Source organism: Kosakonia sp. H7A, from assembly GCF_003028445.1.
GTDB lineage: Bacteria > Pseudomonadota > Gammaproteobacteria > Enterobacterales > Enterobacteriaceae > Kosakonia > Kosakonia radicincitans.
In genome coordinates this window covers 292,124-317,065 of the sequence record NZ_PYTZ01000002.1, presented here as the reverse complement: position 1 = coordinate 317,065, position 24,942 = coordinate 292,124, and the positions used below count along the sequence as shown (strand labels likewise).

General features: G+C 53.1%; 21 protein-coding genes. 1 reads left to right on the top strand and 20 read right to left on the bottom strand.

Annotated elements, in window-relative coordinates:
• Positions 1 to 7: 7 nt before the first annotated feature.
• The 20 genes from wcaM to CWM66_RS09350 form a co-directional block, all read right to left on the bottom strand.
• Positions 8 to 1,423 carry a colanic acid biosynthesis protein WcaM gene (gene wcaM / locus CWM66_RS09445; RefSeq protein WP_007371271.1) on the bottom strand — a complete coding sequence of 472 codons (1,416 nt, stop codon included), beginning with the start codon at positions 1,421 to 1,423 and terminating at the stop codon, positions 8 to 10.
• Between the two features lie 11 nt (positions 1,424 to 1,434).
• Positions 1,435 to 2,655: a colanic acid biosynthesis glycosyltransferase WcaL gene (gene wcaL, locus CWM66_RS09440; RefSeq protein WP_007371270.1), complete on the bottom strand. Its 1,221-nt coding sequence runs from the start codon at positions 2,653 to 2,655 to the stop codon at positions 1,435 to 1,437.
• Positions 2,652 to 3,932 carry a colanic acid biosynthesis pyruvyl transferase WcaK gene (gene wcaK / locus CWM66_RS09435; RefSeq protein WP_007371269.1) on the bottom strand — a complete coding sequence of 427 codons (1,281 nt, stop codon included), beginning with the start codon at positions 3,930 to 3,932 and terminating at the stop codon, positions 2,652 to 2,654. Before wcaK ends, wcaL begins: the two co-directional genes overlap by 4 nt.
• Positions 3,933 to 3,964: 32 nt before the next feature.
• On the bottom strand, positions 3,965 to 5,443 hold the full coding sequence (gene wzxC, locus CWM66_RS09430; protein ID WP_007371268.1) for a colanic acid undecaprenyl disphosphate flippase WzxC: 1,479 nt from the start codon (positions 5,441 to 5,443) through the stop codon (positions 3,965 to 3,967).
• Positions 5,444 to 5,453: 10 nt separating this feature from the next.
• Entirely contained in the window at positions 5,454 to 6,848 is a 1,395-nt protein-coding gene (wcaJ, locus tag CWM66_RS09425; RefSeq protein WP_007371267.1) for an undecaprenyl-phosphate glucose phosphotransferase, read from the bottom strand.
• A 58-nt stretch (positions 6,849 to 6,906) separates the two neighbouring features.
• A complete protein-coding gene (cpsG, locus tag CWM66_RS09420; RefSeq protein WP_007371266.1) occupies positions 6,907 to 8,277 on the bottom strand; it encodes a colanic acid biosynthesis phosphomannomutase CpsG in 1,371 nt (456 codons plus the stop codon).
• Between the two features lie 109 nt (positions 8,278 to 8,386).
• Positions 8,387 to 9,823: a mannose-1-phosphate guanyltransferase gene (gene cpsB, locus CWM66_RS09415; RefSeq protein ID WP_007371265.1), complete on the bottom strand. Its 1,437-nt coding sequence runs from the start codon at positions 9,821 to 9,823 to the stop codon at positions 8,387 to 8,389.
• On the bottom strand, positions 9,820 to 11,127 hold the full coding sequence (wcaI, locus tag CWM66_RS09410; RefSeq protein ID WP_007371264.1) for a colanic acid biosynthesis fucosyltransferase WcaI: 1,308 nt from the start codon (positions 11,125 to 11,127) through the stop codon (positions 9,820 to 9,822). Before wcaI ends, cpsB begins: the two co-directional genes overlap by 4 nt.
• Positions 11,124 to 11,597, bottom strand: coding sequence for a GDP-mannose mannosyl hydrolase (locus CWM66_RS09405; protein ID WP_007371263.1), 474 nt, complete (start codon positions 11,595 to 11,597; stop codon positions 11,124 to 11,126). Before CWM66_RS09405 ends, wcaI begins: the two co-directional genes overlap by 4 nt.
• Before the next feature lie 2 nt (positions 11,598 to 11,599).
• Positions 11,600 to 12,565 carry a GDP-L-fucose synthase gene (locus CWM66_RS09400; RefSeq protein ID WP_007371262.1) on the bottom strand — a complete coding sequence of 322 codons (966 nt, stop codon included), beginning with the start codon at positions 12,563 to 12,565 and terminating at the stop codon, positions 11,600 to 11,602.
• Between the two features lie 2 nt (positions 12,566 to 12,567).
• Positions 12,568 to 13,689: a GDP-mannose 4,6-dehydratase gene (gmd, locus tag CWM66_RS09395; RefSeq protein ID WP_007371261.1), complete on the bottom strand. Its 1,122-nt coding sequence runs from the start codon at positions 13,687 to 13,689 to the stop codon at positions 12,568 to 12,570.
• 25 nt (positions 13,690 to 13,714) lie between these two features.
• Complete coding sequence (wcaF, locus tag CWM66_RS09390) at positions 13,715 to 14,269, bottom strand: colanic acid biosynthesis acetyltransferase WcaF (RefSeq protein WP_007371260.1); 555 nt, start codon at positions 14,267 to 14,269, stop codon at positions 13,715 to 13,717.
• Between the two features lie 22 nt (positions 14,270 to 14,291).
• A complete protein-coding gene (gene wcaE / locus CWM66_RS09385) occupies positions 14,292 to 15,038 on the bottom strand; it encodes a colanic acid biosynthesis glycosyltransferase WcaE (RefSeq protein WP_007371259.1) in 747 nt (248 codons plus the stop codon).
• 13 nt (positions 15,039 to 15,051) lie between these two features.
• Positions 15,052 to 16,272, bottom strand: a complete 1,221-nt coding sequence (wcaD, locus tag CWM66_RS09380) for a colanic acid polymerase WcaD (RefSeq protein ID WP_007371258.1) — start codon at positions 16,270 to 16,272, stop codon at positions 15,052 to 15,054.
• Complete coding sequence (gene wcaC, locus CWM66_RS09375) at positions 16,247 to 17,464, bottom strand: colanic acid biosynthesis glycosyltransferase WcaC (protein WP_007371257.1); 1,218 nt, start codon at positions 17,462 to 17,464, stop codon at positions 16,247 to 16,249. The genes wcaD and wcaC overlap by 26 nt, the downstream gene beginning before the upstream one ends.
• Positions 17,461 to 17,952: a colanic acid biosynthesis acetyltransferase WcaB gene (gene wcaB, locus CWM66_RS09370; RefSeq protein WP_007371256.1), complete on the bottom strand. Its 492-nt coding sequence runs from the start codon at positions 17,950 to 17,952 to the stop codon at positions 17,461 to 17,463. Before wcaB ends, wcaC begins: the two co-directional genes overlap by 4 nt.
• Positions 17,952 to 18,797 (bottom strand): colanic acid biosynthesis glycosyltransferase WcaA, encoded by an 846-nt coding sequence (gene wcaA, locus CWM66_RS09365; RefSeq protein WP_007371255.1) that lies wholly within the window; start codon positions 18,795 to 18,797, stop codon positions 17,952 to 17,954. The genes wcaB and wcaA overlap by 1 nt, the downstream gene beginning before the upstream one ends.
• Positions 18,798 to 18,902: 105 nt before the next feature.
• Entirely contained in the window at positions 18,903 to 21,071 is a 2,169-nt protein-coding gene (wzc, locus tag CWM66_RS09360) for a tyrosine-protein kinase Wzc (RefSeq protein WP_007371254.1), read from the bottom strand.
• Between the two features lie 2 nt (positions 21,072 to 21,073).
• Complete coding sequence (gene wzb / locus CWM66_RS09355) at positions 21,074 to 21,517, bottom strand: low molecular weight protein-tyrosine-phosphatase Wzb (RefSeq protein ID WP_007371253.1); 444 nt, start codon at positions 21,515 to 21,517, stop codon at positions 21,074 to 21,076.
• Positions 21,518 to 21,519: 2 nt separating this feature from the next.
• Entirely contained in the window at positions 21,520 to 22,665 is a 1,146-nt protein-coding gene (locus tag CWM66_RS09350) for a polysaccharide export protein (protein ID WP_035888731.1), read from the bottom strand.
• A gap of 689 nt (positions 22,666 to 23,354) precedes the next feature.
• On the opposite strand from CWM66_RS09350, the gene CWM66_RS09345 reads away from it, so the two are divergent.
• Positions 23,355 to 24,938 (top strand): TerC family protein, encoded by a 1,584-nt coding sequence (locus CWM66_RS09345; RefSeq protein WP_107146572.1) that lies wholly within the window; start codon positions 23,355 to 23,357, stop codon positions 24,936 to 24,938.
• Positions 24,939 to 24,942: the final 4 nt, after the last annotated feature.

Here is a 24,942-nt window from a genome sequence, read left to right as displayed (position 1 = left end):
TAACGGGTTATAACCGCTTCGCCGGTAGTCGGAAGTTCAAATTATCAACATTCACCACATGCTGATCGACCCTGTCGATATCCACCGAGCTTTGCCCGTTTTCGTTAACTGCGTGAATATTCGCCAGGGACAACAGCGTGTCCTGCCTGGCCATAAAGCGTCCGCGCACATCTTTACGCATGTCAAAATTGAGTTTCAACGCCGGGCCATTAGCTGCATCTTGCATTACATTGATATTGCGTAAGAAAAGATGTTGCGGCTTGTTATGCAACTCGAGTGTCGCATGCTGCATTTTTAGATTAGTGATCGCCACAAACGACGTGGCATTACCGGACGATATCTGGATACCACGCAGTTTATATTTGCTACCGCTGTTATCCTGCTGAATATCGTTCAGTTTAAAGTTCTGCGGAATGGATAAATAATTCCCCTTGATCACGCCATAACCAATCAACATTCCGGCACTATTGACCATACTGACATTATCAATAACAAAATTATCGCAGCCGTAAATAGCGATCGTGGCATTATCCAGGCCCGCCTTTTTGCTGAAATCGGGAGTGATATTTTCGGCTTTAACGTTGCGGATAATGAAATGTTTGCCGTTCTCGACGTGTACCAGTTGGCGGCAATTACTGCCGGTAATATTGGCCACGACGAAATTTTTAACCGCCTGATCTTCCGGGTAATTATTGTCGTAGGTACTGCCCGCCAGCCCGATACCGATTCCCCAGTTAATCTGGCCGTTGGTGCAATCGATATTTTTGATGACATGGTCGGAAATCAGGATATTGCGATCGTTAATTGCCACGTTCCATTCGATGGCATCGCCCTGCAAATCGCTGAAACGGCTATTCGTGATGCGCGCGCCATCCAGTTGATTATGGTAACCCTGGCGCAGGATACCGTAGTTAGCCTTGCTGACAGTGATGTTATCTATCAGTAAGTTACGCATCGTGCCGGTATTTTTGCCACCAATATAAATCTGCATGATCGGGCCGTAGCCACTCATGCTGACGCCCTGGATGACACAGTTGGAACCGCGCACATCCAGCGTAATGTTATACAAGCTTCCGCCTTTCTCGCCGATAACGCGGCTACCATCCTGCAACACAAATCGTCCGCGCCCACTGCTCTTTAGCGTACCGCGTATCAAAAGCGTTTTACCCGGCGGGATAAAGATCCCGGTATTGATATTTTCACACACCAGGCCGGCGGGAATTTCTACCGTTTGCCCCTCGTTAAAGGCTTTATTTAACGCAGCGGGCCAGTCGTTGTGATCATAATCACTGATATTGACGGAACCCTTGCCCCCCAGCGCACGCGCGGCTGGCGAATGCAGTAACGGAAGCGCTGCCAGTGCAGAGCTGGCAGCGAGAAAAGTGCGGCGTGAGAGCGGTGTTGATGCTTTTTTTGCGGTCATAAAACCTCGATTCAAAGCGCCTGCAACAGGCTGGCAAGCTGCTGATTGATGATCTTTTGATTAAAGTCGGCTTCGACTTTTTCCCGCGCACGCGTCACCACCGGCGCTAAATCCTGGCCCTGCATCGAGCCAAACGCGGCAAGCCGCTGCGCCAGCGCCTGAGCATCGTTTTCCGGCACCAGCCAGCCAGATTTCCCGGCTTCAATCAGCTCCGGAATGCCGCTGTGCACCGTCGAAACCACCGGAATGCCCACGGCCATCGCTTCCATCAGGGCAACGGGTATCCCTTCCATATCGCCATCCGCGCCCGTCACCGAAGGTAACAGGAAAACATCCGCTTCATCGAGCATGGCCTTGACTTCATGGCTCGGTTTGAAGCCCGGCATCTCGATCACATCTTCCAGTTGGAACTGTTCGATCAACGTACGCAAACGGCGTTCCCACGGACCGATACCCAGAATGCGATATTTGAAATCGACGCCGCGTTCCTTCAGCAGGCGGCAGGCTTCAATCGCCACATGCAGCCCTTTTTTCTCGGTAAGACGCGCCACTGAGATAATTTGCAGCGGAGTGCCCGGCGTTCTAACCGGGCGCAGGCTAAAGCGCGCCATATCGACGCCCATACGCGAAACCGCGATTTTTTTCTCCGGGCATCCCATCTTTTTCAGTCTTCCCGCCCACAGTTCGCTGATCGGCAGCATCAAATCCCCGCGCTGGAACAGTTGCTGATACTCCGGCGTGTAGTGGTTCAGCACATCGCGATGGGAAATATCGATGCCATGGAAAACCGTGGCAATTTTGCCCTTCAGCACCCCAAGTTCACGCAGTTTTGCCGCCGTAACGCCTGCCGGGCCAAAGTGAGCAATAAAAATATCCGCCTTGAAGGTACGTGGCGCGAGGGCGCAAATCGCCGGCAGGATCAGGTTACGCGCCTCGTTACCATAGCGGCTGATATTCAGCGCTTTCCAGGTTGCTGATTTCCACATCCCGCGCGCCATTGCCTGCGCACGGTAACCCAGCTTCGCCATACGTCCTTCCGGTTCCGACAGCAACCAGCGGGTTTTCTCCGCCAGTCGGTATTCAGTGTACGCCGCATGGGTATTGTTCATATCGCCCTTTTGCAGAGCGATGATTTCCACCTCAAACCCCATATTGATAAACGCAACAATCTGGTTGAGGACAAAGGTTTCGGAAGATAATGGAAACTTCAGCAAAAAGAAGCTGACTTTCATTTCACCTCCTGTACGCGATCAAGCACCGATTTCACCATCTTCATGCCCTGTTCGCGTTCAGCCGCAACCGCTGTTGCCAGACGCTGGTTAATTGCAGGTAACTGACCCAGCGAATCGGCGACCATCGCCGCCAGCGAACCGTCCAGCAAGTGACGAATATCGACCGCCATTTCCGGCATGCCCAGTTGCTGCATGATGCCCGCCGATTTGTGTTCGTAGTTGATGGCAATCGCCGGGGTACCAAAGTTCATTGAGATGATCGCCGAGTGCAGACGCGTGCCGACAGTCAAATCGCAGGCGGCCAGCAATTTTCCCATCTCCAGATCGTTGAGTTCATCCATCACCACATGGTATTGCGACGGATCGTTAACGTACTGGCCCAGGTTGAGCGCCACCATGCGGTCATCTTTGTTGTAGCTGTCGATACCGGTACAGGTGGAAAGCGCAATCACCTGGTAGCCCGCATCGATAATGCGGTTGACCACTCCGGCAAATGCCTGTTCGTAGGCCTGCTGCGTGGTATTCAATCGCTTGTCGAACGGTGCCAGTTCGCGCAGGGTAATGGCGACGGTTTTCTGTTTTGCTGCCAGGTTCAGCCAGTGCTGCACCGCATAGCTGGCAACAAAATCGTGCTGATGGTGATCCACCAGCCAGGCGGTATCCACGCCCTGCTCCACTTTCGCTGTAGTGATATTGCTCTGCTTCATCAGATTCAGGCTGACGGTTTCACGTAAGATCAGCGCATCACAGTGACCGAAAACATAATTCGCCAGTTGGTTGAAAGCTTCATTCTGGAACGGGCCAACGCTGTGACCAATCATATAAAGCGGCTTTTTCGCCATGAAGGTGCAGAGCGCATGTTCAAATTGCGGCACGCCATAGAGATCGACAAAGAACGAACCGCCGACCTGAATAATCGCGTCATAATCGTTAAGCCTGCGGACAAAATCGGTAAAGCCCTGGGCGATGGCGATATTGCGCAGCTTGCCGGTGTCCGTCACGCGTGAAAGCAGAACCTGGTGCTGATAGCGACGGCGTAGCACTTTCTTCACCCGCCCCATCAGACCGGCGGCGTTATTGTGCTCTTTCATCTGGCTGTAGAGCGGATCGCCCATCACCGGACGGTTTAATAACCATGATGAACTCACCGGATAGCGACTCATCACGTCAACGTCTGCATCAGGATTAATCAGGGCAATCGCATCCAGCAATCCGCGTAAAATTGCGCTGTCACCACGGTTTCCGCAGGTATGATTGCCAAGGATCAATAATTTCATAACGACCTCATGAAGGGGTTCAATAACGTTTCTTATCCTGCGCGAAGCAGCGTTTTAAGTTTCTCGTTGCGGCAAAACTGGCGCTTCATCTCCACCACCAGCGCGTTGCGCGAGACAATCAGCATCACCGCGAAAGCCAGTACGCCTGCCGCGACCTGTACTGCCAGCATGGCGGCGAGCGGCATATGCCCGTTCAGCGCCAGCCCAAGGCCATAGCTCACGACCAGCGTCGGCAGAGATAAGTAGAACGGCAGCCACAGGCTGAGGATGTACTGACGATAGCTGGAACCGAGCACCGGTTTGATCATCACGAAGTAGCTCAATACGGTGTTGATGATTTGTACCAGCAGGAAACCCAGCGTTACGCCCAGCGCACCGGCCAGATGGCCGCCGATAATAATGGCGGGAATAAAGAGAAACGTTTTGAAAACATTGAATTTAAAACTGATATCCACCCGAGCTTTCGCCATCAGCAGCGAACCGATAGGGTTACCGACCGCGCGCAACAGGCCAACAATACAGAGCAATTGCAGGATCGGGATAATGCTGTTCCACTTGTCGCCAAAGACCAGCGGCACAAAGTTGTTCGACACCACCATCAGCCCCAGCAGGATGGGGAAGTTGATGATCCCCACCACCGACAGCAGCTTGTAGAAGTTAACACGCAGCTTCTCCGTGTCGTCCTGAATTTTGGCGAACGCCGGGAACAGTACGCGGGTAATAATCGGGTTGAGCTTCATCGGCGGCACCACCGCCACGTTGTACGCCAGGTTGTATCCCCCGGCGACGCTGGCGCCGAGGATACGCGCCAGCACTAACGTGGAGAGGTTGGTGTTGACATAGTTAATGATGCTGTCAGCCGTCAGCCATGCGCCAAAGCGCAGATTTGAACTGACCGACGCAAGGGAGAAATGCAAGCCAGGGCGATAGATCTTGCGGCCAAAATAGCCGAACAGCAGCGTACGAACGGCGCTGTTGACCAGATAACCGAGGATGGCTGTCATCGCCAGCGGCCAGTAAAAGGCGCTGATCACCGTAAAGCAGAAGCCCGCCAGTACCGACACGGTTTCAATCGCGCCAATCTTATTGAACTCCAGCTCTTTCTGCATCAGCGCGCGGAACTGCTGACCGTGCGGGATCACCACAAAGGCGAACGACAGGGTTTTGATCAGCGGCGCCAGATCCGGGTTGTGCAAGACGCTGGCAATGACGTTGCTCAGCGAGAAAACCAGCAGACAAACCACAATCCCCAGCCCAACGTTCAGCCAGTACAGGGTGGTGAGTTCCAGATGGCTTATCTCTTTGCGCTGAATAATGGAGTTAGCAATACCAAAATCCGACAGCGTATCCGCCAGCGCGATAATCACCAGTGAGACGGTCAACAGACCGAACTGGTGATTATCGATAATGCGCGCCAGCACCGTCATCTGCACCAGCCCCAGGCCGATGATGGTTAAAGTGGCCATCGCTGACCACTTTGCACCGCTGATGGTTTTTTCTCTCAGGCTCATGACCTTTCCTTTAATACGCCGCTTTATTAATAAAGCCTTTAAAGATGGTCAGAAAAACGATTTTGATATCGAACCACAGACTCCACTCGCGGATGTACTCCAGGTCGAACTCAACGCGTTTTTCCATTTTTTCCAGCGTGTCGGTTTCGCCGCGCCAGCCGTTAATCTGCGCCCAGCCGGTAATGCCTGGTTTCACTTTATGACGCAGCATGTAACCCTCAATCAGCGAACGGTACTGCTCGTTGTGCGCCACCGCATGCGGGCGTGGGCCAACGATAGACATGCCGCCGAGCAGCACATTAATGAACTGCGGCAGTTCGTCGAGCGAGGTACGGCGCAGGAAGCTCCCCACTTTGGTTACACGCGGATCGTTCTGCGTTGCCTGGGTCACCACTTTGTCGTTTTCCATCACCCTCATGGAACGGAATTTCCAGACTTTGATTGGCTTACCGTCCATGCCATAACGGGTCTGACGGAAGATAATCGGGCCGGGAGAGCTGAGTTTTACCGCCACCGCAATCGCCAGCAGAACCGGAGAGATCAGCAGTAAAATCATTGACGAGAGTACAATGTCTTCAAGGCGTTTCAGAATGCGGTTCACGCCGGAAAGCGGTGTTTCGTACAGCGGAACTACCGGCACGCCATTCATCTCTTCAATCCGCGAATGCAGAATATTGAAGGTGAAGACATCCGGGATCAGGATCACTGAACAGGTGGTGTCTGCCAACTGACGCACCAGCTTTTTGATGCTGGCCGCATCATTCATCGACATCGCGATATAGACGTTGTGAATTTTCCCCGCTTTCGCATCGTCAACCAGCTGGTCGAGATTACCCGCCCAGCCGGTGGTGATGCCGCCCGGTTGCGGATCGTGGTACACCCCCACCACATCGAATCCCAACCAGGGTTCATTGCGAAAACCTTCCAGCAACGCCTGGCCCATCGGCATATCCCCCGCCACCGCAACGCGGCGCGTGTTATAGCCCAGGTTCCGCAGCCAGCCTGCGCCAAAGCGGATTACCGCGCGGCTCAGCATCAGCCCCATACTGGTTAACAAATACCAGGGGAGATAAATCATGAAAGTGTTATCGAAATCGTTGTTGAACGAGAGCAGCCCCGCGCTGAAAATCAGGCTGAGCGTCCAGTTCTGCAACAGTAGGGTCAGTTCAGTCGTAATTTTTACCCCTCGCCAGGAGCGATAAAAATCGGTCATTCCGCCAATCATCTGGAAGACAACCAGGGAGAGCAGAGCCATCAGCAGATGCATGTAGAAAAAGGGCAACGCATTCAATTTGCACACCAGCCACAGCCCACCGAACATAATGGTGATGTCAGAGAATCGCTGCACGATTGAGATTAACGATGCATTCGTTTTGGCCCGGTCGCGCTTTTTTAGATGAGTCATCGTTTTACCTGCCTGTATGTTGACTCTCCCCACGTCCGGGGGAGAGCAACGCCGAGATTTACTGATTCAACAGCGCCAGAATTTCCTGCGTTCGTGCCTCCATCAGTGACACATCGCGACGCGACTCAACGTTCAGTCGCACTACCGGCTCGGTATTGGATGAACGGAGGTTAAAGCGCCACTCAGGGAAGGCGATGCTGATGCCGTCGGTGCGATCGATCTCCAGCGCGCCGGGCGTAAAATGCTGCTCAACACGCTGGATAGCCGTGACCGGATCGGCAAGCTTGCTGTTGATTTCACCACTCGCCGGGAACGCCAGCATTCGATCGCTGACCAGCTCGGCGAGGGTTTTACCTTTCAGGCACAGCAGCTCAGTGACCAGCAGCCACGGGATCATGCCGCTGTCGCAATAGGCGAAATCGCGGAAGTAGTGGTGCGCGCTCATCTCGCCGCCATAGATGGCATCTTCGTTACGCATACGTTCTTTAATAAATGCGTGCCCGGTTTTTGACATCACCGGCGTGCCGCCCGCGCGCGTCACCACATCCACCGTGTTCCAGGAGAGGCGGGGGTCGTGGATGATTTTGGCGCCAGGGTGTTTTTCGAGGAACGCTTCCGCCAGCAAACCAACGATGTAGTAGCCTTCAATAAAGCGCCCTTCACCATCGAACAAGAAGCAGCGGTCGAAATCGCCGTCAAAGGCGATCCCCATGTCGGCGTGATGTTCCAGCACCGCATTGCGGGTATCCGCGCGACACTCCGGCAGCAGCGGGTTAGGAATACCGTGCGGGAAAGTGCCGTCCGGTTCGTTATGCACTTTGATAAAGGTCACCGGCACGTTCAGCGCTTTGAAGCGGGCTTCAATGGCATCCACTACCGGACCTGCCGCGCCGTTACCGGAGTTGATCACCAGTTTCAATGGCTTAAGGTTAGCCGGATTGATATAGCCCAGCAGATGATCGATATAGGCATCGCGCAGGTTAATCTGCTCATAGCTGCCGCGTTTTTCCGCATCCACCGGCGGAAAGTCGTTGGCTTCCGCCAGACGCTGCACATCGCGCAGCCCGGTATCGCCGCTGATTGGACGTGCGCCTTTGCGCACCAGCTTCATGCCGTTATAGTCCATCGGGTTGTGGCTGGCAGTCACTTCGATGCCGCCATCCACGCCGAGATGGAACGTGGCAAAATAGATCTCTTCGGTACCGGAAAGACCGATATCCAGCACGTTGACGCCCGCATCCTGCAGCCCTTTCGCCAACGCCAGTTTCAACGATTCGCTGGTCTGACGCACATCGCCGCCCAGCACAATCGTTTGCGGCTTCAGGTATTCACCGTAGGCGCGGCCGATACGCCATGCGATATCTTCATTCAGTTCTTCGCCCAGCTTTCCACGGATATCGTAAGCTTTAAAACAGGTTAATTTTTCCATCATTACCTCTTCTTAAGGCAACAGTCAGCCTTGACCGTAAAATGGCCATTTGTTATTGATTCGTTTGTTTTTTCTGCCGGACGGGCAACACCGCGTCCGGCACTGGCTTTTAAACTCGCCCGTAGCGATCCGCAAAGCGCACGATGTCGTCTTCTTCCAGGTACGAACCCGAACGAACTTCAATCAGATCGAGCGGAATTTTCCCCGGGTTTTCCAGACAGTGATGCGCGCCAAGCGGGATATAGATCGATTCATTCTCACCGAGTAATTTCACTTCATCATTGATGGTCACTTTCGCCGTTCCCGCCACCACTACCCAGTGCTCCGCACGGTGATGATGCATCTGTACGGAGAGCCCCTCGCCCGGCTTCACGGTAATGCGTTTCACTTGATAGCGATCGCCGGTATCGATGGAGTCATATTTGCCCCATGGGCGGTAAACTTCACGGTGGATATGATGCTCGTGACGCCCGTCGGCTTTGATTTTCTCTACCACTTTTTTCACATCCTGTACCTGATTGCGATCGGCAATCAGCACCGCATCTTTGGTCTGAACCACCACCAGATCTTTCACGCCGACGGTCGTGACCAGCCCGGACTCCGCATATACGTAGCTGTTTTGGGTGTTATGGCTGATGACGTCGCCGTGATGGACGTTTCCCTCCGGTGTGTGCTGGCTGATTTCCCACAGCGAAGACCAGGAACCGACATCGCTCCAGCCAGCATCCATCGGCACGACCACCGCATCCGCCGTGCGTTCCATTACCGCATAGTCAATCGACTCTTCCGGGCAGGCGAGGAACGCTTCTTCGTCAACGCGGACAAAATCCATATCCGGATCGGCGGCCTGCATCGCCTGTTCGCAGGCACGCAAAATGTCCGGACGATATTTATTCAGCTCTTCAAGGAAACGACCGGCACGGAACAGGAACATACCGCTGTTCCAGTAATATTCGCCGCTGGCAACGTAACCCTGTGCAGTTTCCAGGTTCGGTTTTTCAACGAACTGCGCCACCTCAAAGGCGACGGAATCGGCCTGCCCGGCACTGACACCGCCGCGGCGGATATAGCCATAGCCCGTTTCCGGCAGATCCGGCACGATGCCGAAGGTCACCAGTTTGCCACTCTGCGCATAAGGAATAGCGTCGCGAACCGAGGCGCGAAACGCCTCTTCGTTCTGAATGACATGGTCGGCCGCCAGCACCAGCATCAGCGGATCGCTGTCCGGGTTGTGGCGTTTTATCGCCAGCGCCGCCAGCGCAATCGCCGGAGCGGTATTACGGCCAGCCGGTTCGAGAATGATGTTCTCGGTCAGCTTGTGCAGTTGACGCAGTTGCTCGGCGACAATAAAGCGATGTTGTTCATTACAAATCACCACCGGGCTTTCACACTCGACACCATTCAGGCGACAGACGGTGGTCTGCAACATGGTGAGATCGCCCTTCAGGCAGAGAAACTGTTTAGGGTAAAGCACGCGGGACAACGGCCACAGACGGCTTCCGGAGCCTCCGGCCATCACTACCGGATAGAGTTGTGTTTGACTCATGATTTATCCCCATTCCCGTCAAAATTCAGGCGGCCTTCGTGCTGCGCGCTTTCGCGGGCGCGTACGGGCTTCACGGAACTTTCCGGGCTGATATCAGCAATAAACTGGTTTAATACGCTCTCTTTTTCGAGCGTGCGTTCGGCATATTCACGTGCCACCGTGTTGTTTTTGGGCAGCGCCAGCGCGCGCTCAATGCCCCAAGTCAGCGCCTCGACCGATTCCGGCTCCACGCAGACCGCAATGCCTGGCTCTGCCAGACAGAGTTGCCCGAGCTCAGTGCTCTCTTCAGCAGTGATTACCGCATTACCGCCCACCGCCAGAATGTTGGTCAGCTTGGACGGCAATACCGCATCGGCCGCACCACGTTTCTGAATAACCAGATGGCAATCGCCCATTTTCAGCAGCGCCGGCAGCGCATCGTACGGCTGCAACGGGAAGAAGATGACGTTGTTCAGGCCGCGTTCACTAACCTGTTTTTCCAGCCGCGCCTTCCCCCCGCCCTGACCGACAATGACAAACAGCCATGGATGGGTGTGTAACTGCGCAGCGGCTTCAATGACGTTTTCCAGCCCCTGCTTCTCGCCGATGTTGCCGGAGTAAAGAATGATTTTTTTGTCATCCGGCAGACCGAGATTGCGGCGCAGTTCCGTGACATCGGCATCGCTGACATCGCGAAACCGCGCCACTTCCGACCAGTTCGGGAAGAAGATGATTTTGTCGGCCTCCACCCCTTTCTCGCGCGCTTTGTTCATCATTGAGCGAGAGATGGTGGAGACGTTATCGACGTTATGCAGATTGCTGCGTTCAAACGCGGTCGCCAGCTTCGCCACGCGGCCGCTTTTACCTTTACCCGCCATTCCCAGACCGAGCATGGCGTCCACTTCATAATCCTGAATATGCAGCACGGTTTTTGCGCCGCTCAGTTTGGCCAGCAGGCGCATCCCCGGCGTGCAAAACAACGTTGGCACCACGCCGATAATGCGGTCCGGTTTCCAGCTACGCTGCGCCATCAGCGGGAAAAAGCTGCTGAGGGCAAAGCTGCCCAGATGCAGTAAACGCTTCAGGGTCGATGGCTGTTTTGGCACATACAGCGGGCAGCGCCACACCGTGGCGGCACCCTGCTCTTTACGCCAGCGCCAGGCGCTGTAGTGCTCGCCGACTTTCCATTCCGGATAGTAAGGCGGCGCTGTGATCACGCGCACTTCATGGCCCTGACGGGCCATCCATTCCACCATTTCGCCGGTGTACTTACCGATCCCGGTAAGCTCCGGCGAATAGTTGATGCCATAGACCAGGATCTTCATAAGCCCGGTACTCCCTGTGCGTCGAGGAAATAGGCGCGGCTGTTGTCATGCACCAGCGGGTCGGCAATCAGCGACTCCGGCGTCCCCCAGCGATAGTCATTGTGCTGATCCGGCGGCAGTGCGAGCGTTTGCTCGTCCACGCGCAGGCGGAAACCCAGCACAATGTAGTGGGTGGAAAAATCGCTACCGGAGAAATTATCGTCATAGAAGTGCTGCCAGACGCCGTAAAACTCGCCTGCAGACATCGGCAGGCGCAGCCCCAGTTCCGCCAGGGTCAGCCGCTCGAAAGCGGCCGCCAGCGGTTCGTCCTTTTGCACGCGTCCGCCCGGCACAAACCAGTATCCCTGGGCCGGACGGTTAGTGCGCTTGCCGAGCAAAAACTCGCCGCGTGAGTTTTCCACGATCAAATCGATGGAAATCAGCGGGGTGGAGCGCACCACCGTGGCAAAATCTTCCTGACTTAAAAACATGCCTACCCCCGGAACCGGTGCTGGTTTTCAAGGAACCACTGGTAGGTGCTTGCAAGCCCTGCTTCCAGTGAGATCTCGTGATACCAGCCAAGCTGATGCAGACGCGTCACATCCAGCAATTTACGCGGCGTACCGTCCGGCTTGGTGGCGTCAAACACCACGCGGCCTTTGTAGCCGACAACGCTGGCAACTGTCTGCGCCAGTTCGCGAATCGTGCAATCCACACCAGTACCAACGTTGATATGCGACAGCATCGGTTCGGTGTTCTCTTGCCACACTTCGCGCGCCAGCTCCTGAACATGGATGCTGGCTGCCGCCATATCGTCCACGTGCAGGAATTCACGCATCGGCGTGCCGCTTCCCCACACCACCACGTCCGGCGTGTTCTCCTGCGTCGCCTCGTGGAAGCGGCGCAGCAGCGCCGGGATCACGTGCGAATTGCTCGGGTGGAAGTTATCGTGCGGACCATACAGGTTCGTCGGCATTACCGAGCGGTAGTCGCGGTCATACTGGCGATTGTAGGACTCGCACAGTTTGATACCGGCGATCTTGGCAATCGCGTACGGCTCGTTGGTCGGCTCCAGCGTCCCCTGCAACAGCTCACTTTCCGCGATCGGTTGGTGTGCCAGTTTCGGGTAGATACAGGACGAACCGAGGAACAACAGCTTGTTCACGTCATGCTTATGCGCTGAGTGAATGATGTTGCTCTCAATCATCATGTTTTCGTAGATGAAGTCCGCCGGGTAGGTATTGTTCGCCACAATACCGCCCACTTTTGCCGCCGCCAGGTAAACCTGGTCGATACGGTTGCTGGCGAAAAAAGCATCGACAGCAGCGGAATCCAGCAGGTTCAGCTCTTCACGGGAGCGCAGTACCAGTTCAACATCCGCACGTTGTTCGAGCTGGCGAACAATGGCTGATCCCACCATCCCGCGATGGCCAGCCACGAAAATACGTTGTTTGGTCATGCTTAAGACTCCAGCGCGATGGCAACCTCGTAACCGTGGGCTTTAAGCAGTGAGTGTTTTTTCGCTGCTTCCAGATCTTTCGCCACCATCTCGGAGACCATCTCCTGCAGCGTGGTTTCCGGTTTCCAGCCCAGTTTTTCGTGTGCTTTGGTCGGATCGCCCAGCAGGGTTTCCACTTCCGCAGGACGGAAATAGCGCGGGTCAACGGCGACGATTACATCACCCGGTTTCACGCCCGGAGCATCATGACCGGTCACGGAAACCACAATACCCTTCTCTTCTACGCCGGTGCCTTCAAAGCGCAGTTTGATACCCAGTTGTGCCGCGGCCATTTCCACGAACTGACGCACGGAGTACTGCACGCCGGTGGCGATAACGAAGTCTTCCGGTTTTTCCTGTTGCAGCATCATCCACTGCATTCTCACGTAGTCTTTCGCATGGCCCCAGTCACGCAGGGAGTCCATGTTGCCGAGGTACAGGCAGGATTCCAGACCCTGAGCAATGTTGGCGATCGCACGGGTAATTTTACGGGTTACGAAAGTTTCGCCGCGACGCGGAGATTCGTGGTTGAACAGAATGCCGTTGCAGGCATACATGCCATAAGATTCACGGTAGTTCACGGTGATCCAGTAGGCATAAAGTTTGGCAACTGCATACGGAGAACGCGGGTAGAACGGCGTGGTCTCTTTCTGCGGAATTTCCTGCACCAGACCATACAGTTCAGAGGTTGATGCCTGGTAGAAACGGGTTTTCTTCTCAAGGCCGAGGAAGCGAATCGCTTCCAGCAGACGCAGCGTACCCATCGCATCCACGTCGGCGGTGTATTCCGGGGATTCAAACGAAACGGCCACATGGCTCATTGCGCCCAGGTTGTAGACTTCATCCGGTTGAACTTCCTGCAGGATACGGGTCAGGTTGGACGTATCCGTCAGGTCGCCGTAGTGCAGATGGAACTTCGGATTGCAGGTGTGCGGATCCTGATAGATGTGATCCACACGCTCGGTATTGAATGAGGAAGCACGGCGTTTAATACCATGAACTTCATAGCCTTTTTCCAGAAGCAGTTCTGCCAGATAAGAGCCATCTTGCCCGGTTACGCCGGTGATGAGAGCGACTTTAGACATAATTTATTTTCCTCAATAGTCCCTGTTAGGGAGTTACCTTTTCAACGCGTTCGCGCGTCACCACTGCGGGATTGCCACGGCAAATTGCATTTGCCGGAAGCGATTTAAAAACACTGCTGCGCGCACCGACTACCGTCCCGTCGCCGATGGAGACGCCTGGCGCGACAAAGACATCCGTCGCTAGCCAGCACTTCTCACCAATCACGATTGGCGTCGCGTTAATATCGAAATGCGCGCTCTGATAATCGTGACTGCCGGTGCACAAATAACATTTCTGTGAAACCACGGAATTTGCGCCGATGGTGATATCGCCAAGGGTGTACAACACCGCGTCATCGCCAACCCAACTGTAATCGCCTAAGGTTAATTTCCACGGGTAGGTAATCTTTACCGATGGGCGAATAACCACGCCCTTACCAACCTTTGCGCCAAATAAACGCAAGAGGAATGCACGCCAGCGATACAGCACCTGTGGAGACCAGGCAAATAATGTCGCCTGTACCGCCCACCACAGTTGAACCTTAATAGCATTGCCGCCCCGAAAGCCTTTCGGCACGGAGAATCCTTGTAAATCCTGCATCTTTTTTCCCTATATTTGAGCGTTATGCTTTGTTATATAAGGCCTTTGCTTTGCCAGTCGTCCGCAAGCGCAATATATATGACAATTGCGCCCAAAAACCCGGGACTCGTAATATCGTGCGCTGAACTTTGCGGGCATCCTGGCACAATTCAACGTTATTAGAGGTAGATACGCCGCCCATTGAAAATTCAGATACCAGCCCTTTCAAACGTTTGAAAGGAAAACCGGCTTTAAACATTCTGGCCGCTAATGCGTAATCGGAAGAGACTTTAAATTGCAGATCGTAGGGGTATGTTTTCAGACCATTTACCGGGAAAAATATAGCCTGATGGCTGGCCGGTAAGCTGTGGTAAATATACCAGCCATGTTTGGCGCTACGGCGTAATTTGTTGCCGTCGCCAAAATCCAGCAGCGCATCGCCAATATACATGGCGTTCTCGTTTTCTTCATCTAACTGGCGAACAACATCCACAATTTCCTCATGGAAAATATCGCCGGAATTCAAAAACAATGCATAGCGTCCCGTCGCCATGTCAATGCCTTTATTCATGGCATCATAGATGCCTTTGTCACGCTCGCTGATAAAACGTAAATTGTATTGTCCGTTGAGATTTTTCAGAAATTCCGCAGTACCATCCTGCGAGCCGCCGTCAACGACAATCCATTCGAATTCGATATTCTGCGCTTTCGCCAGGTGAGCCAGAGACTGCCAGGTCTTCATCACACCTTCATAATTGCGAAACGCGACAGTAATAACACTTAGCAGCATATGACCCACCTTTTCATGAATTCACGATATTCAGCGCTTTACGCAGAATAAACGGACAAACAATTAAAAACGCATATTCCGGGCTAAAAATTGACCCCGTAAAAAACAACGATATAGGCGTAAACAGGTAAAGCTGTACGCGAAAATTCTGATTATTGCCAAAGGCATTTACCATCATTTTCCCGACTTTGAACAAATACCAGCCTGTCAACAACACTGCGAACCACGAGAAATAAATGATCAGCAGATACAACCCATTGTCTATTGTTTTCCCGACATCTGCACCGTTAAAGATTCCGAATGATGCGACATATTCATAAAGTGAGCCAAATCTTACTACCCCATCAATATTGGTCAGTGAATATCCCACCATCACCAGCGGACCGATAATACGATAATAAGAAGAAGAACCTTCCGTACCTAAATCGCCGAGTCGTTCTGCAATATAGGGGAAAGCGAAAACCACACCGACAATAAACACTGCAAGAGAAATAATTGCCAGTGGTAACTTTTTACGAATCGCCTCTTTGTTCAGATACTGGAATGCCCACTCCAGCAAATAAAACAGGATAAAAGTCATTACCCCAGAGAACGATCCCGAAAGTACTATCCCTGCCAAAATCATAGCATCGGTCTTCGGCGTTTTGATACCAAACTGTTTGATACTGAGCCAAATTGAGATTAATGCCAGAGCGAAGAATGCCGGTTCGAAATATAACGCGGTAGTACGCTTACCGCCGAACTTGATAAAATTCAGCACGTAACTGTTGCTGTAGATGAGGTATTTAGAAATACCCTCCATCAAACTACTCCCACCGGTGAGAATAATCTGAGCCATCTCCATCGCCGCAAGCATCACCACCATTGCCACAACCACATAGAAGAATCGCAAAATCTTGCGGTAATTATGCGGTGATATGGTTTTAAAGCGGATGCTCCACACCATGCCAACAATGATCACAATGTAAACAAACAGCATGGTTGAAGTGACATATTTGCTGGCATCCAGCGATTTACCAAAAATAAAGTTAAACAGCGTTAACCCGGCTCCGGCCCCCAGTGCAATCATCAACTTTTTCAGATTGATTTTGTCGAGGTAGAGCAGCAACAGTAGCGGCAAAAACGTCACGATCGTGATCGGGAAACTTTCACCGAGCTGCATGATTTTCACGTTAACCAGCAAGTAAATCACCGGCAGCAGCAGGTAACTACAGACTCTGATAGAACGAGACATATTCCTCCAGCATCTGTTGTCCACTGTAGGCCTGGCGGCTGCGCGCGCGAAATGCGTCGAGGCTTTCGCCAAACACCGCCTGGGCAATTTCTGCTTTACGGCACTGCACCAGCGGCAGCACCTCCTGTTCGGCAAAAGTTTTACCGCCGGATTTCTGCAACACTTCCCGCGCCGCATCGCTGTGCGTGGCGATCACCGGCACGCCAATGGAGAGCGCTTCGCAGAGGATCAGCGGGTAGTTATCCACCCGGGAAGAGAAGACCAGTGCATCCATCTGATTGAGTTCACTCATCAATTGGCGCTTATCTGTAAGAAAGCCGTGGTTGACAACGTTTTGCCCCTCAAACGGAGAAAACTTGCCAAAGGTGTGCAACTCCACTCGGTCACCCAGCGCCATGATGTCGCGCACCAGTTGCTGATTGGTTTTACCGTCGTAGCGCAGGTCATGGGCAACCACGGCGATTTTCGGTTTTCCTTCGGTGGCTTTTACCGGCGCAAGTTCAGCCAGAATCGCCTCGGTCGCAACATCAATACCGTTATTAATAATATTGCAGCGCCCTGCGCCATAGAGGCTGTTAAAAGCGTCCGCCACATGCTGGCTGGGGGAGATAAACTGGCAGCCCAGCGCCAGCATATTGTTAAACAACTGGCGCTTGCGGTTGACCAGTTGATGCGCACGATCCACCTTCACCGGCGGATAGTTGCTCAATGTCGGGCATTTGCGGCAATTCTCTTTCCAGCCTTCGCAGCCATCGGTAAAGGCGCAGCGCCCGGTTACGCTCCAGTGATCGTGCAGCGTCCAGACCAGCGTGACGTCAGGTTTGTGCGCTTTAACTTTCTGGCAGAACGCCACCAAATCATCAAGGTTCAGCCAGTAGCTGTGCATTACATGAAAGTGCAGCACCACCGGTCCTTGCGTGCGGGTGACGGTGCGATAAAGGTTATTCAAATTGCCAAAAACGTCGCGGTTAAACAGGCGGAACAGCGCGAGATTAGCAACGGAAGTCAGACGCGGCGTCTGCTTGTAAACCTGCGGATAGTTATCGTGACTGACACTTTTTTTCCCGCCTTTGCCGTAGCCATAAATAAAACGTGATTGCATACCCTTTTGCAGCGCGCGCTGGTGTAAATCCAGCGCCACGCCCGCAGCGCCGCCTTCGGCAAGGCGGACATTGAACTGTAAAATATTCATTTGATCACCTTCACGCGCGCTTTCTCGCCCACCACCAGCGCGTTATCGGGGATGCTGTCGAGTACGACGCTTCCCGCGCCGATAGTGACATTGTTGCCAATCGTAATGTCGCCAATGATCACCACATTCGCGCCCAGCTCGACATTGTTGCCAATCACCGGGCAGGCCAGATTATCGGCACCGCGATTACCGATGGTAACGGCGTGGCGAATCGTGAAATCATCACCCGCGACCACATTTTTATTGATCACCACCGCATAACCGTGATGGATAGTAAAACGGCGCCCGATGGTCGCAGCAGCCTGGATTTCGTAGCCAAACAGACACTCGGTGACAAAGCGATAGAGCAGGATCGCGGGCGCAGCCCACAGGTTATTGATGACGTGTTTTTTGCGCCACACGGAGCAAAAGTGGGCAATACGGTAAGCCGCAACCATGCAGCAAGGGCGCAAGCTCCAGTGGTTTGCGCGAAAATCTTCCAGTCGCATTATTTCCCCCGCAGCCCGTCAGCCAGTCGTTTACCGTTACGCAGCGAGAATAACGTCAGCAGCGTGCGCCAGGTCATGCGCTTATTGCGGATCTGATACAACGTAAATAACTGATATTTTTTACTGGCGCGATCGAACTTGTTTTTATGCTTCCGATAAAAGTGGAAGTAGCCAGAGAATTTCTTCGGCGACGAGGTGATTTGCATTTCGCCGTGATTAACGTGCAGAATCTGCGTGGCTTCTTCAATCTTCCACGGTTCGCCATACTCATCCACCATGCGCAGGAAAATATCGTAATCCTGAGCCGCTTTCAGTTGCGTATCGAACAAGCTCTCTTTGAAGCGCCAGGCCCAGGTAAAGACCTGGTTGCCGACGATGTTGCGCTTCCAGAACAGCTTGCGCGAGAACGGCGATTTCGGATACAGCGGCAGACTGGTGGGCTGCGCATAAACCTCGCCCTGGCAGAGATAATCATTGGCATAGAGAAACGCGCGGGTGTTGAGCAGATGTTTGTGCGCCAGAAAAACTGACAGTCGGTTCGGCGTCCATTCATCGTCGTCATCAATCCCGGTAATGTACTGCCCCTGCGCCTGTAAAATCGCCTGGTTACGTACCGCGCAGGCACCCGAGTTATAGGGGTTGCGCGTATAGCTCACGCGCGAATCACCCAGTTCCTCAACAAACTGTTGCAGTTGTTCATACGCGTCGGAACAGTCGTCCACAACGATCATTTCCCAGTGCGGGTAATCCTGGCGCAGCACCGATTTAATGGCGCGGATCGCCAGCTGTTGCCGGTTCCAGGTTGGCATATAGATAGAAATTAATGGGTTTGCTGTTGTGCTCATGATGCGATCCCTAATGCGTTCAACATGCCACGTTCGCCCCCACGTCTGCTCTCCCCCCGGGCGGAGGGAGAGCAGTTCGTGCTAAAGATTGAAGTGAGGGACTGGTTATTTCGAATCGGACTTGTATTCGTATTCGTAGTAGCCGTAATCCTGATAGCCCGTCGCGCGGCGGAAAATCGAGTTCAGGATCACGCCTTTAACCTCAATACCGTTCTGTTCGAAGCGGCTCAGGCTGGTCTGGATCTCTTTCAGCGTATTCACGGCGTAGCGAGCCACCATCAGCGTAGTGCCGGCATGACGACCGACAATCGCCGCATCCGTAACCGCCAGAATTGGCGGGGTGTCGATCAGCACCAGGTCATAGTGACTGCTGGCCCATTTCACCAGTTGCGTAAAACGTTCGCTCATCAACAGTTCGGACGGATTCGGCGGCACCTGTCCGCGCGGAACCAGATCGAAATTGCTGATGGAGGTTGGTTTGGCGCAATTCTCAACCGAACCTTTTCCGGCCAGCACATCGGACAAACCGTTAATGTTGTCGGTGCCCAGCAGTTCGTGGGTGTAGCCTTTGCGCATGTCACAGTCGATGAGCAGCACACGTTTGTTCGTCTGGCTGATCACCGCTGCGAGGTTGGCGCAGACAAAGGTTTTACCGATGGAGGGGCTGACCCCGGTCATCATCAACACATTATTAGTGGACTGCATCATGGCGAAGTGCAGGCTGGTACGCAGACTGCGCACGGCTTCAATCGCCAGATCCGTCGGGTTACCCACCGCCAGCAACTGGCTCTGCTTGTAGCGCTTCACGCCCTTAACGGTTTTGACGCTATCACGCGCTTTCTGCCATTCGGAAAGCGGGATGCTGGCATACACGCTGATGCCGTGCTCTTCAAGGATCTGCGGGCTTTCCACACCGCGATTGAACAACGAGCGCAGCAGAACGCCAACCACAGAGACAATCAGGCCAAGAATAATGCTGCCGAGAATGATCAACGCTTTCTTCGGCTTCAGCACGCCAGGCTGAGTGATCGCCGGGTCAACAATACGCACATCGCCCACGGTACTGGCCTGGGTAATACGCAGTTCCTGCTGTTTATTCAGCAGTTGCATATAGACCTGCTGGCCGGATTCCACATCACGCGTCAGGCGAACAATTTCCTGTTGCGTTTGCGGCATCGCGGTAATGCGGTTGTTCAGCTTCGCTTTTTCATCTTCCAACGCTTTACGTTTTTCCAGCAGCGTGCGGTATGCCGGGTGAACTTTGGTATACAACTTGGAGATTTCCGCTTCACGGAAAGTCAGTTCGTTCAACTGCGAGTCGATGTTGACCATCGAATCGAGCACCGATTTGGCTTCCAGCGGCAGATCGACAGAGTCTTTGGTCTGGCGATAGGTGTTGAGCTTATCTTCTGCGATATCCAGATTGTGGCGCACTTCCGGCAGCTGTTTATCGAGGAATACCAGGCTCTTCGCTGCTTCCTCGGATTTACGCTCGATATTTTGCTCAAGGTAATTACGGGTAATGCTGTTCAAAATAGCGCGGATCTGATCGCGATCTTCACCGGTATACGTCAGGCTGAGCACACCGGTATCTTTACCGTTTTCCACTACCGTCAGGTTATTTTGCAGGTTGTTAATCATCCCCAGCGTGGAGAATTTAGTGACGGTAAACTCGGAGTCATTCGAGGCAAGAATATCGCTCACCATCATGGTCACGCCCTGCTTGCTCAACAACTTGCCAACTTCGCCACGCGCCTCAAAACCGCCATCGCTGGTTAACTGATACTGTTTTGGGCTCAGCACTTTCAGCGTAAAGGTCTGCTGATTCATCCCGGCAGGCAACGTAAAGGTGGTGACTTTCACCGTCTCGTTCTGCCTCCCCATCAGCCGCTCCCAGCCGGTACCGAACAGCGGAAAGGTGTTTTTCACTACGGAGATGTCGAGATCCAGATCCTCAACGGTTTTGCCCAGCACCATACGCGACTGGATAAGCTGGATTTCCGCATCTGACGCCGGTGGCTTATTCGCCAGGGCGCTGCTGATATCCTGCACCAGTGAACTGCCGGTGTTTTGTTCGATTTGCACCAGTGAATCGGCGCTGTAAATGGGTGTCGCAAACAGGCAATAGACAACCGCGATCAGTGCAAACACCGAGGTGATGCCCAGTACCCACCAGCGAGCTTCAATGATAGTGCCGAGCAAACGGCCAATATCGATTTCGTCATTGCCCACCACCGGGGCAGCAGAATGCGAATGGTGTGTTTTCTCTGTCATTATTATCCCTGCTGAGCTTGCAATGCCTGCGCCCACTGGCGGGCAGACTGGTCAAGTAAGGTGTAAACGGCTTCAAAAGCTTCACGACTTTTACGATACGGGTCGGGAATTTCTCGTTCGTTATCCCAGTGGCCAAATAACATGACCTTGCCGCGCATCTCCGGGGCAATCTCACACAGGCTGGCGATGTGGCGTTTTTCCATGACCAGAATCAGGTCATATTCACGACACATGGCACCGGAAACCTGCCGCGCGCGATGTCCCTCCAGAGAAAGTTGATTGTCTGCCGCTACGCTCACTGCGTTAGCATCCGCGCCACGTCCGACCAGCGCGCCCAGCCCTGCCGATGCCACTGTTAATCCGGGCTGGTATTTTTTCAGCAGTCGTTCTGCTGTTGGGGAACGACAAATGTTCCCCACACAAACCACCAGAATTTTGTTGAACATAGTCATTGCAAGTTTTGGATATCGTTGGCCGTGTTGGTCATGTAGCGAACGCCACTGATTGTCGGCAGCAACTGGTTGATAAGACGATTCCAGCGCGCCACCGGCGCAGTCGTGACGTACACCACGTCATACGGCTGGAGTCGGAAATTCGTCGCCATCACCAGAGAGGTGGCGTCCGACATATCAAGCTGGTAGATATTGGCAATCTTGCCGCTGCGATCGCTCTCGCCGCCTTTCAACGGACGGATAACGAAGATGCCGCTGGCGTTGGAGGTCGTCAGGTCGATACCTTCGGCCTGGCCAAGCGCTTCCGTCAGCGTCATGCCGCTGAAGTCCATTTTGAGCGTGCTCTGTTTTTTCACTTCGCCCATCACGAACACTTTCAGATCGTCATTACGCGGTACAAAGAGGATATCGCCTGGATAAAGCAGGCGGTTCTGGCTGAGGTCGCCATTCTGCATCAGCGCCTGGAGCGAAATGCGCTGCTCTTTTCCCTGATGCGTCAGCACTACGTTGCGCCAGTCGGCGTTGTCGGTCAGCCCGCCCGCCGCGTTGATAGCGTCCAGCACGGTAAGCGGCACGTTGGTGATCGCCTGCTGGCCGGACTTGGCGACCTGGCCGGAGATGTAGGCTTTTTGTGAGCGGAATGCGGCGATATTAACGTCCACCTGCGGGTCAGCAATGTACGTCGCTAAACGGCTGGTAATATCACTGCGGATCTCGGCGAGGGTTTTCCCCACCACCTGTACTTTCCCGACATAGGGATAAAACATGGTGCCATCAGGCTGTACCCAGTTGCCTGTGTCGCTGGAACTACGATATTGGCCCGCTGGCGTGGTTAATTCCGGGTGATCCCAGACGGTGACATTCAATACATCCCCTGGCCCTACACGATACTGGTAAGCCGCAATTTCATTGTCAAGCGACATATTTGGTTGAGCGACATTAACGCGCGGGCGCAATTGTTCAATCAGACGTGGTGTTAAAGGATAAACATTCACCATGCGGTCTAAATCAAAGTCTGCATCCTGCTGTTTAATCACATCCTTTCCCATCGTAGTCATATTGCTACCGGGGAAAACAGTGCAGCCACTCATCATGCTTATGGACACCAATAATGGCATCAATTTCATTTTAGATTTCATCATTGATTAATTATCACTTTGGCAGAGTAATTATCCTGTGCGATTTATATAAGCGCTCAAGTTGTACACAGAATCAGAATGCAGTTAATTACGAAAGAATATAACTGGCATCAATCCTAAAAAGCGTTTATTCAACCACATGCGGTTACAGAATAATCCAGGCTGATTGACATACCCACAGGCACGCTACCGCCCCTGGCTTTCAGTTACCAATTCACTGAACATCTCTAACTCATTGATAGTTATCCCTTACAGGCCTTAAGGTTGCAATGTACCGCAGACCAGAAAAAATACGGCAGGAATCGAATTTGTAACGAATAACGATGACGAAAATAACATCGTTAGTATATTTGAGTGATGCAGGAAGAATTGTTGCAGCTAAGCGAATAGCAGGCAAGGCACCAGCCCTGATAAACATATTTTTAAGAATAAGTTTAAGAACAAACTTTTCGAATTTTAAGACTAACCGTATATTGACAAACTTTGTATATGGAATTACTTATGCGAAATATCCTAATTTGCTAATTTTTCCCTTATAATTAATCACAGTAACAATAAGGAAATTGAATTTATACGTATTGCTCATAACCAATAAATTAAGAATAATCGCAGGCTGGCATTGCAATTTCATCCAGCTTTATCCATGATCGCACTGTGACAATTGTCATATCACAGAAGGTGTTACGTTTACGATGGAATGGATTGCCGATCCATCAATCTGGGCCGGGTTGGTCACGCTGGTCGTGATCGAGCTGGTACTCGGTATTGATAACCTGGTTTTTATTGCGATTCTTGCGGAAAAATTGCCGGCGGCGCAGCGCGATCGCGCCCGTATTACCGGGCTGCTGCTGGCGATGTTGATGCGATTGCTTTTACTGGCCTCAATCTCCTGGCTGGTGACACTCACTAATCCTCTGTTTACGGTGCGCAGCTTAAGCTTCAGCGCGCGCGATCTGATTATGCTGCTCGGCGGCCTGTTCCTGCTGTTTAAAGCGACGGTGGAACTTAATGAGCGCCTTGAAGGCAAAGACAGCGACAATCCAACGCAGCGACGTGGCGCGAAATTCTGGGCTGTGGTCATCCAGATCGTGGTGCTGGATGCAGTCTTCTCGCTCGACTCGGTGATCACTGCCGTCGGCATGGTTGACCACCTGGCCGTCATGATGGCCGCCGTGGTGATTGCCATTTCCCTGATGCTGCTGGCCAGTAAATCGCTGACGCGCTTCGTCAACAGCCACCCGACAATTGTTATTCTCTGTCTCAGTTTCCTGCTGATGATCGGTTTTAGCCTGGTGGCGGATGGTTTTGGTTTCCATATTCCGAAAGGTTATCTGTACGCCGCAATTGGCTTCTCGGTGATGATTGAAGCGCTGAACCAGTTGGCTATCTTTAATCGCCGCCGTTTTCTGTTCGCCAACCAGACGCTACGCCAGCGCACGACAGAAACGGTGATGCGCCTGCTCAGCGGGCGGAAAGAGGATGCTGAACTGGATGCCGATACCGCCTCGATGCTGCACGACAGTGACGACAACCAGATCTTTAATCCGCAGGAGCGGCGCATGATTGAGCGGGTGCTGAACCTCAATCAGCGCTCGGTCAGCAGCATCATGACGTCGCGCCACGATATTGAGCATATCGATCTCAGCGCGCCGGAAGCAGAGATCCGCGCCCTGCTGGATAAAAACCAGCATACGCGCGTGGTGGTTACGGGCGGCGATACTGAAGAGGATTTGCTTGGCGTTGTTCATGTGCTCGATCTGCTGCAACAATCTCTGCGCGGCGAACCGCTGGATCTCAAGGCGCTAATCCGTCAGCCGCTGGTGTTCCCGGAAGCGCTGCCGCTGTTGCAGGCGCTGGAGCAGTTCCGCAATGCCCGCACCCACTTCGCTTTCGTGGTCGATGAGTTTGGTTCCGTGGAAGGCATTGTCACTCTCAGCGATGTGATGGAAACCATCGCCGGGAATCTGCCAAACGAAGTGGAAGAGATCGATGCCCGCCATGATATTCAGAAAAACAGCGATGGCAGCTGGACGGCCAATGGTCATATGCCGCTGGAGGATCTGGTGCAGTACATCGCAATACCGCTGGATGAGAAGCGTGACTACCACACCATTGCCGGCCTGCTGATGGAGTACCTGCAGCGGATCCCCAAACCCGGTGAAGAGGTGCAGGTAGGCGATGTTCTGCTGAAAACCCTGGAAGTTGAGAGCCACCGCGTGCAGAAAGTGCAAATTATTCCGCTGACGCGTGACGAAGATCCGGACTACGAAGTGTAAAGGG

Bases quoted from the DNA above. Each gene is read 5' to 3' on its own strand.
- CWM66_RS09400 (WP_007371262.1), bottom strand. From the start codon at position 12,565: ATGACCAAACAACGTATTTTCGTGGCTGGCCATCGCGGGATGGTGGGA.
- wcaM (WP_007371271.1), bottom strand. From the start codon at position 1,423: ATGACCGCAAAAAAAGCATCAACACCGCTCTCACGCCGCACTTTTCTC.
- wzc (WP_007371254.1), bottom strand. From the start codon at position 21,071: ATGACAGAGAAAACACACCATTCGCATTCTGCTGCCCCGGTGGTGGGC.
- wcaA (WP_007371255.1), bottom strand. From the start codon at position 18,797: ATGAGCACAACAGCAAACCCATTAATTTCTATCTATATGCCAACCTGG.
- wcaJ (WP_007371267.1), bottom strand. From the start codon at position 6,848: ATGACTCATCTAAAAAAGCGCGACCGGGCCAAAACGAATGCATCGTTA.
- CWM66_RS09350 (WP_035888731.1), bottom strand. From the start codon at position 22,665: ATGATGAAATCTAAAATGAAATTGATGCCATTATTGGTGTCCATAAGC.
- wcaB (WP_007371256.1), bottom strand. From the start codon at position 17,952: ATGCGACTGGAAGATTTTCGCGCAAACCACTGGAGCTTGCGCCCTTGC.
- wcaC (WP_007371257.1), bottom strand. From the start codon at position 17,464: ATGAATATTTTACAGTTCAATGTCCGCCTTGCCGAAGGCGGCGCTGCG.
- CWM66_RS09405 (WP_007371263.1), bottom strand. From the start codon at position 11,597: ATGTTTTTAAGTCAGGAAGATTTTGCCACGGTGGTGCGCTCCACCCCG.
- wcaL (WP_007371270.1), bottom strand. From the start codon at position 2,655: ATGAAAGTCAGCTTCTTTTTGCTGAAGTTTCCATTATCTTCCGAAACC.
- CWM66_RS09345 (WP_107146572.1), top strand. From the start codon at position 23,355: ATGGAATGGATTGCCGATCCATCAATCTGGGCCGGGTTGGTCACGCTG.
- wzb (WP_007371253.1), bottom strand. From the start codon at position 21,517: ATGTTCAACAAAATTCTGGTGGTTTGTGTGGGGAACATTTGTCGTTCC.
- wcaD (WP_007371258.1), bottom strand. From the start codon at position 16,272: ATGTCTCGTTCTATCAGAGTCTGTAGTTACCTGCTGCTGCCGGTGATT.
- cpsB (WP_007371265.1), bottom strand. From the start codon at position 9,823: ATGAGTCAAACACAACTCTATCCGGTAGTGATGGCCGGAGGCTCCGGA.
- cpsG (WP_007371266.1), bottom strand. From the start codon at position 8,277: ATGGAAAAATTAACCTGTTTTAAAGCTTACGATATCCGTGGAAAGCTG.
- gmd (WP_007371261.1), bottom strand. From the start codon at position 13,689: ATGTCTAAAGTCGCTCTCATCACCGGCGTAACCGGGCAAGATGGCTCT.
- wzxC (WP_007371268.1), bottom strand. From the start codon at position 5,443: ATGAGCCTGAGAGAAAAAACCATCAGCGGTGCAAAGTGGTCAGCGATG.
- wcaK (WP_007371269.1), bottom strand. From the start codon at position 3,932: ATGAAATTATTGATCCTTGGCAATCATACCTGCGGAAACCGTGGTGAC.
- wcaF (WP_007371260.1), bottom strand. From the start codon at position 14,269: ATGCAGGATTTACAAGGATTCTCCGTGCCGAAAGGCTTTCGGGGCGGC.
- wcaE (WP_007371259.1), bottom strand. From the start codon at position 15,038: ATGCTGCTAAGTGTTATTACTGTCGCGTTTCGCAATTATGAAGGTGTG.
- wcaI (WP_007371264.1), bottom strand. From the start codon at position 11,127: ATGAAGATCCTGGTCTATGGCATCAACTATTCGCCGGAGCTTACCGGG.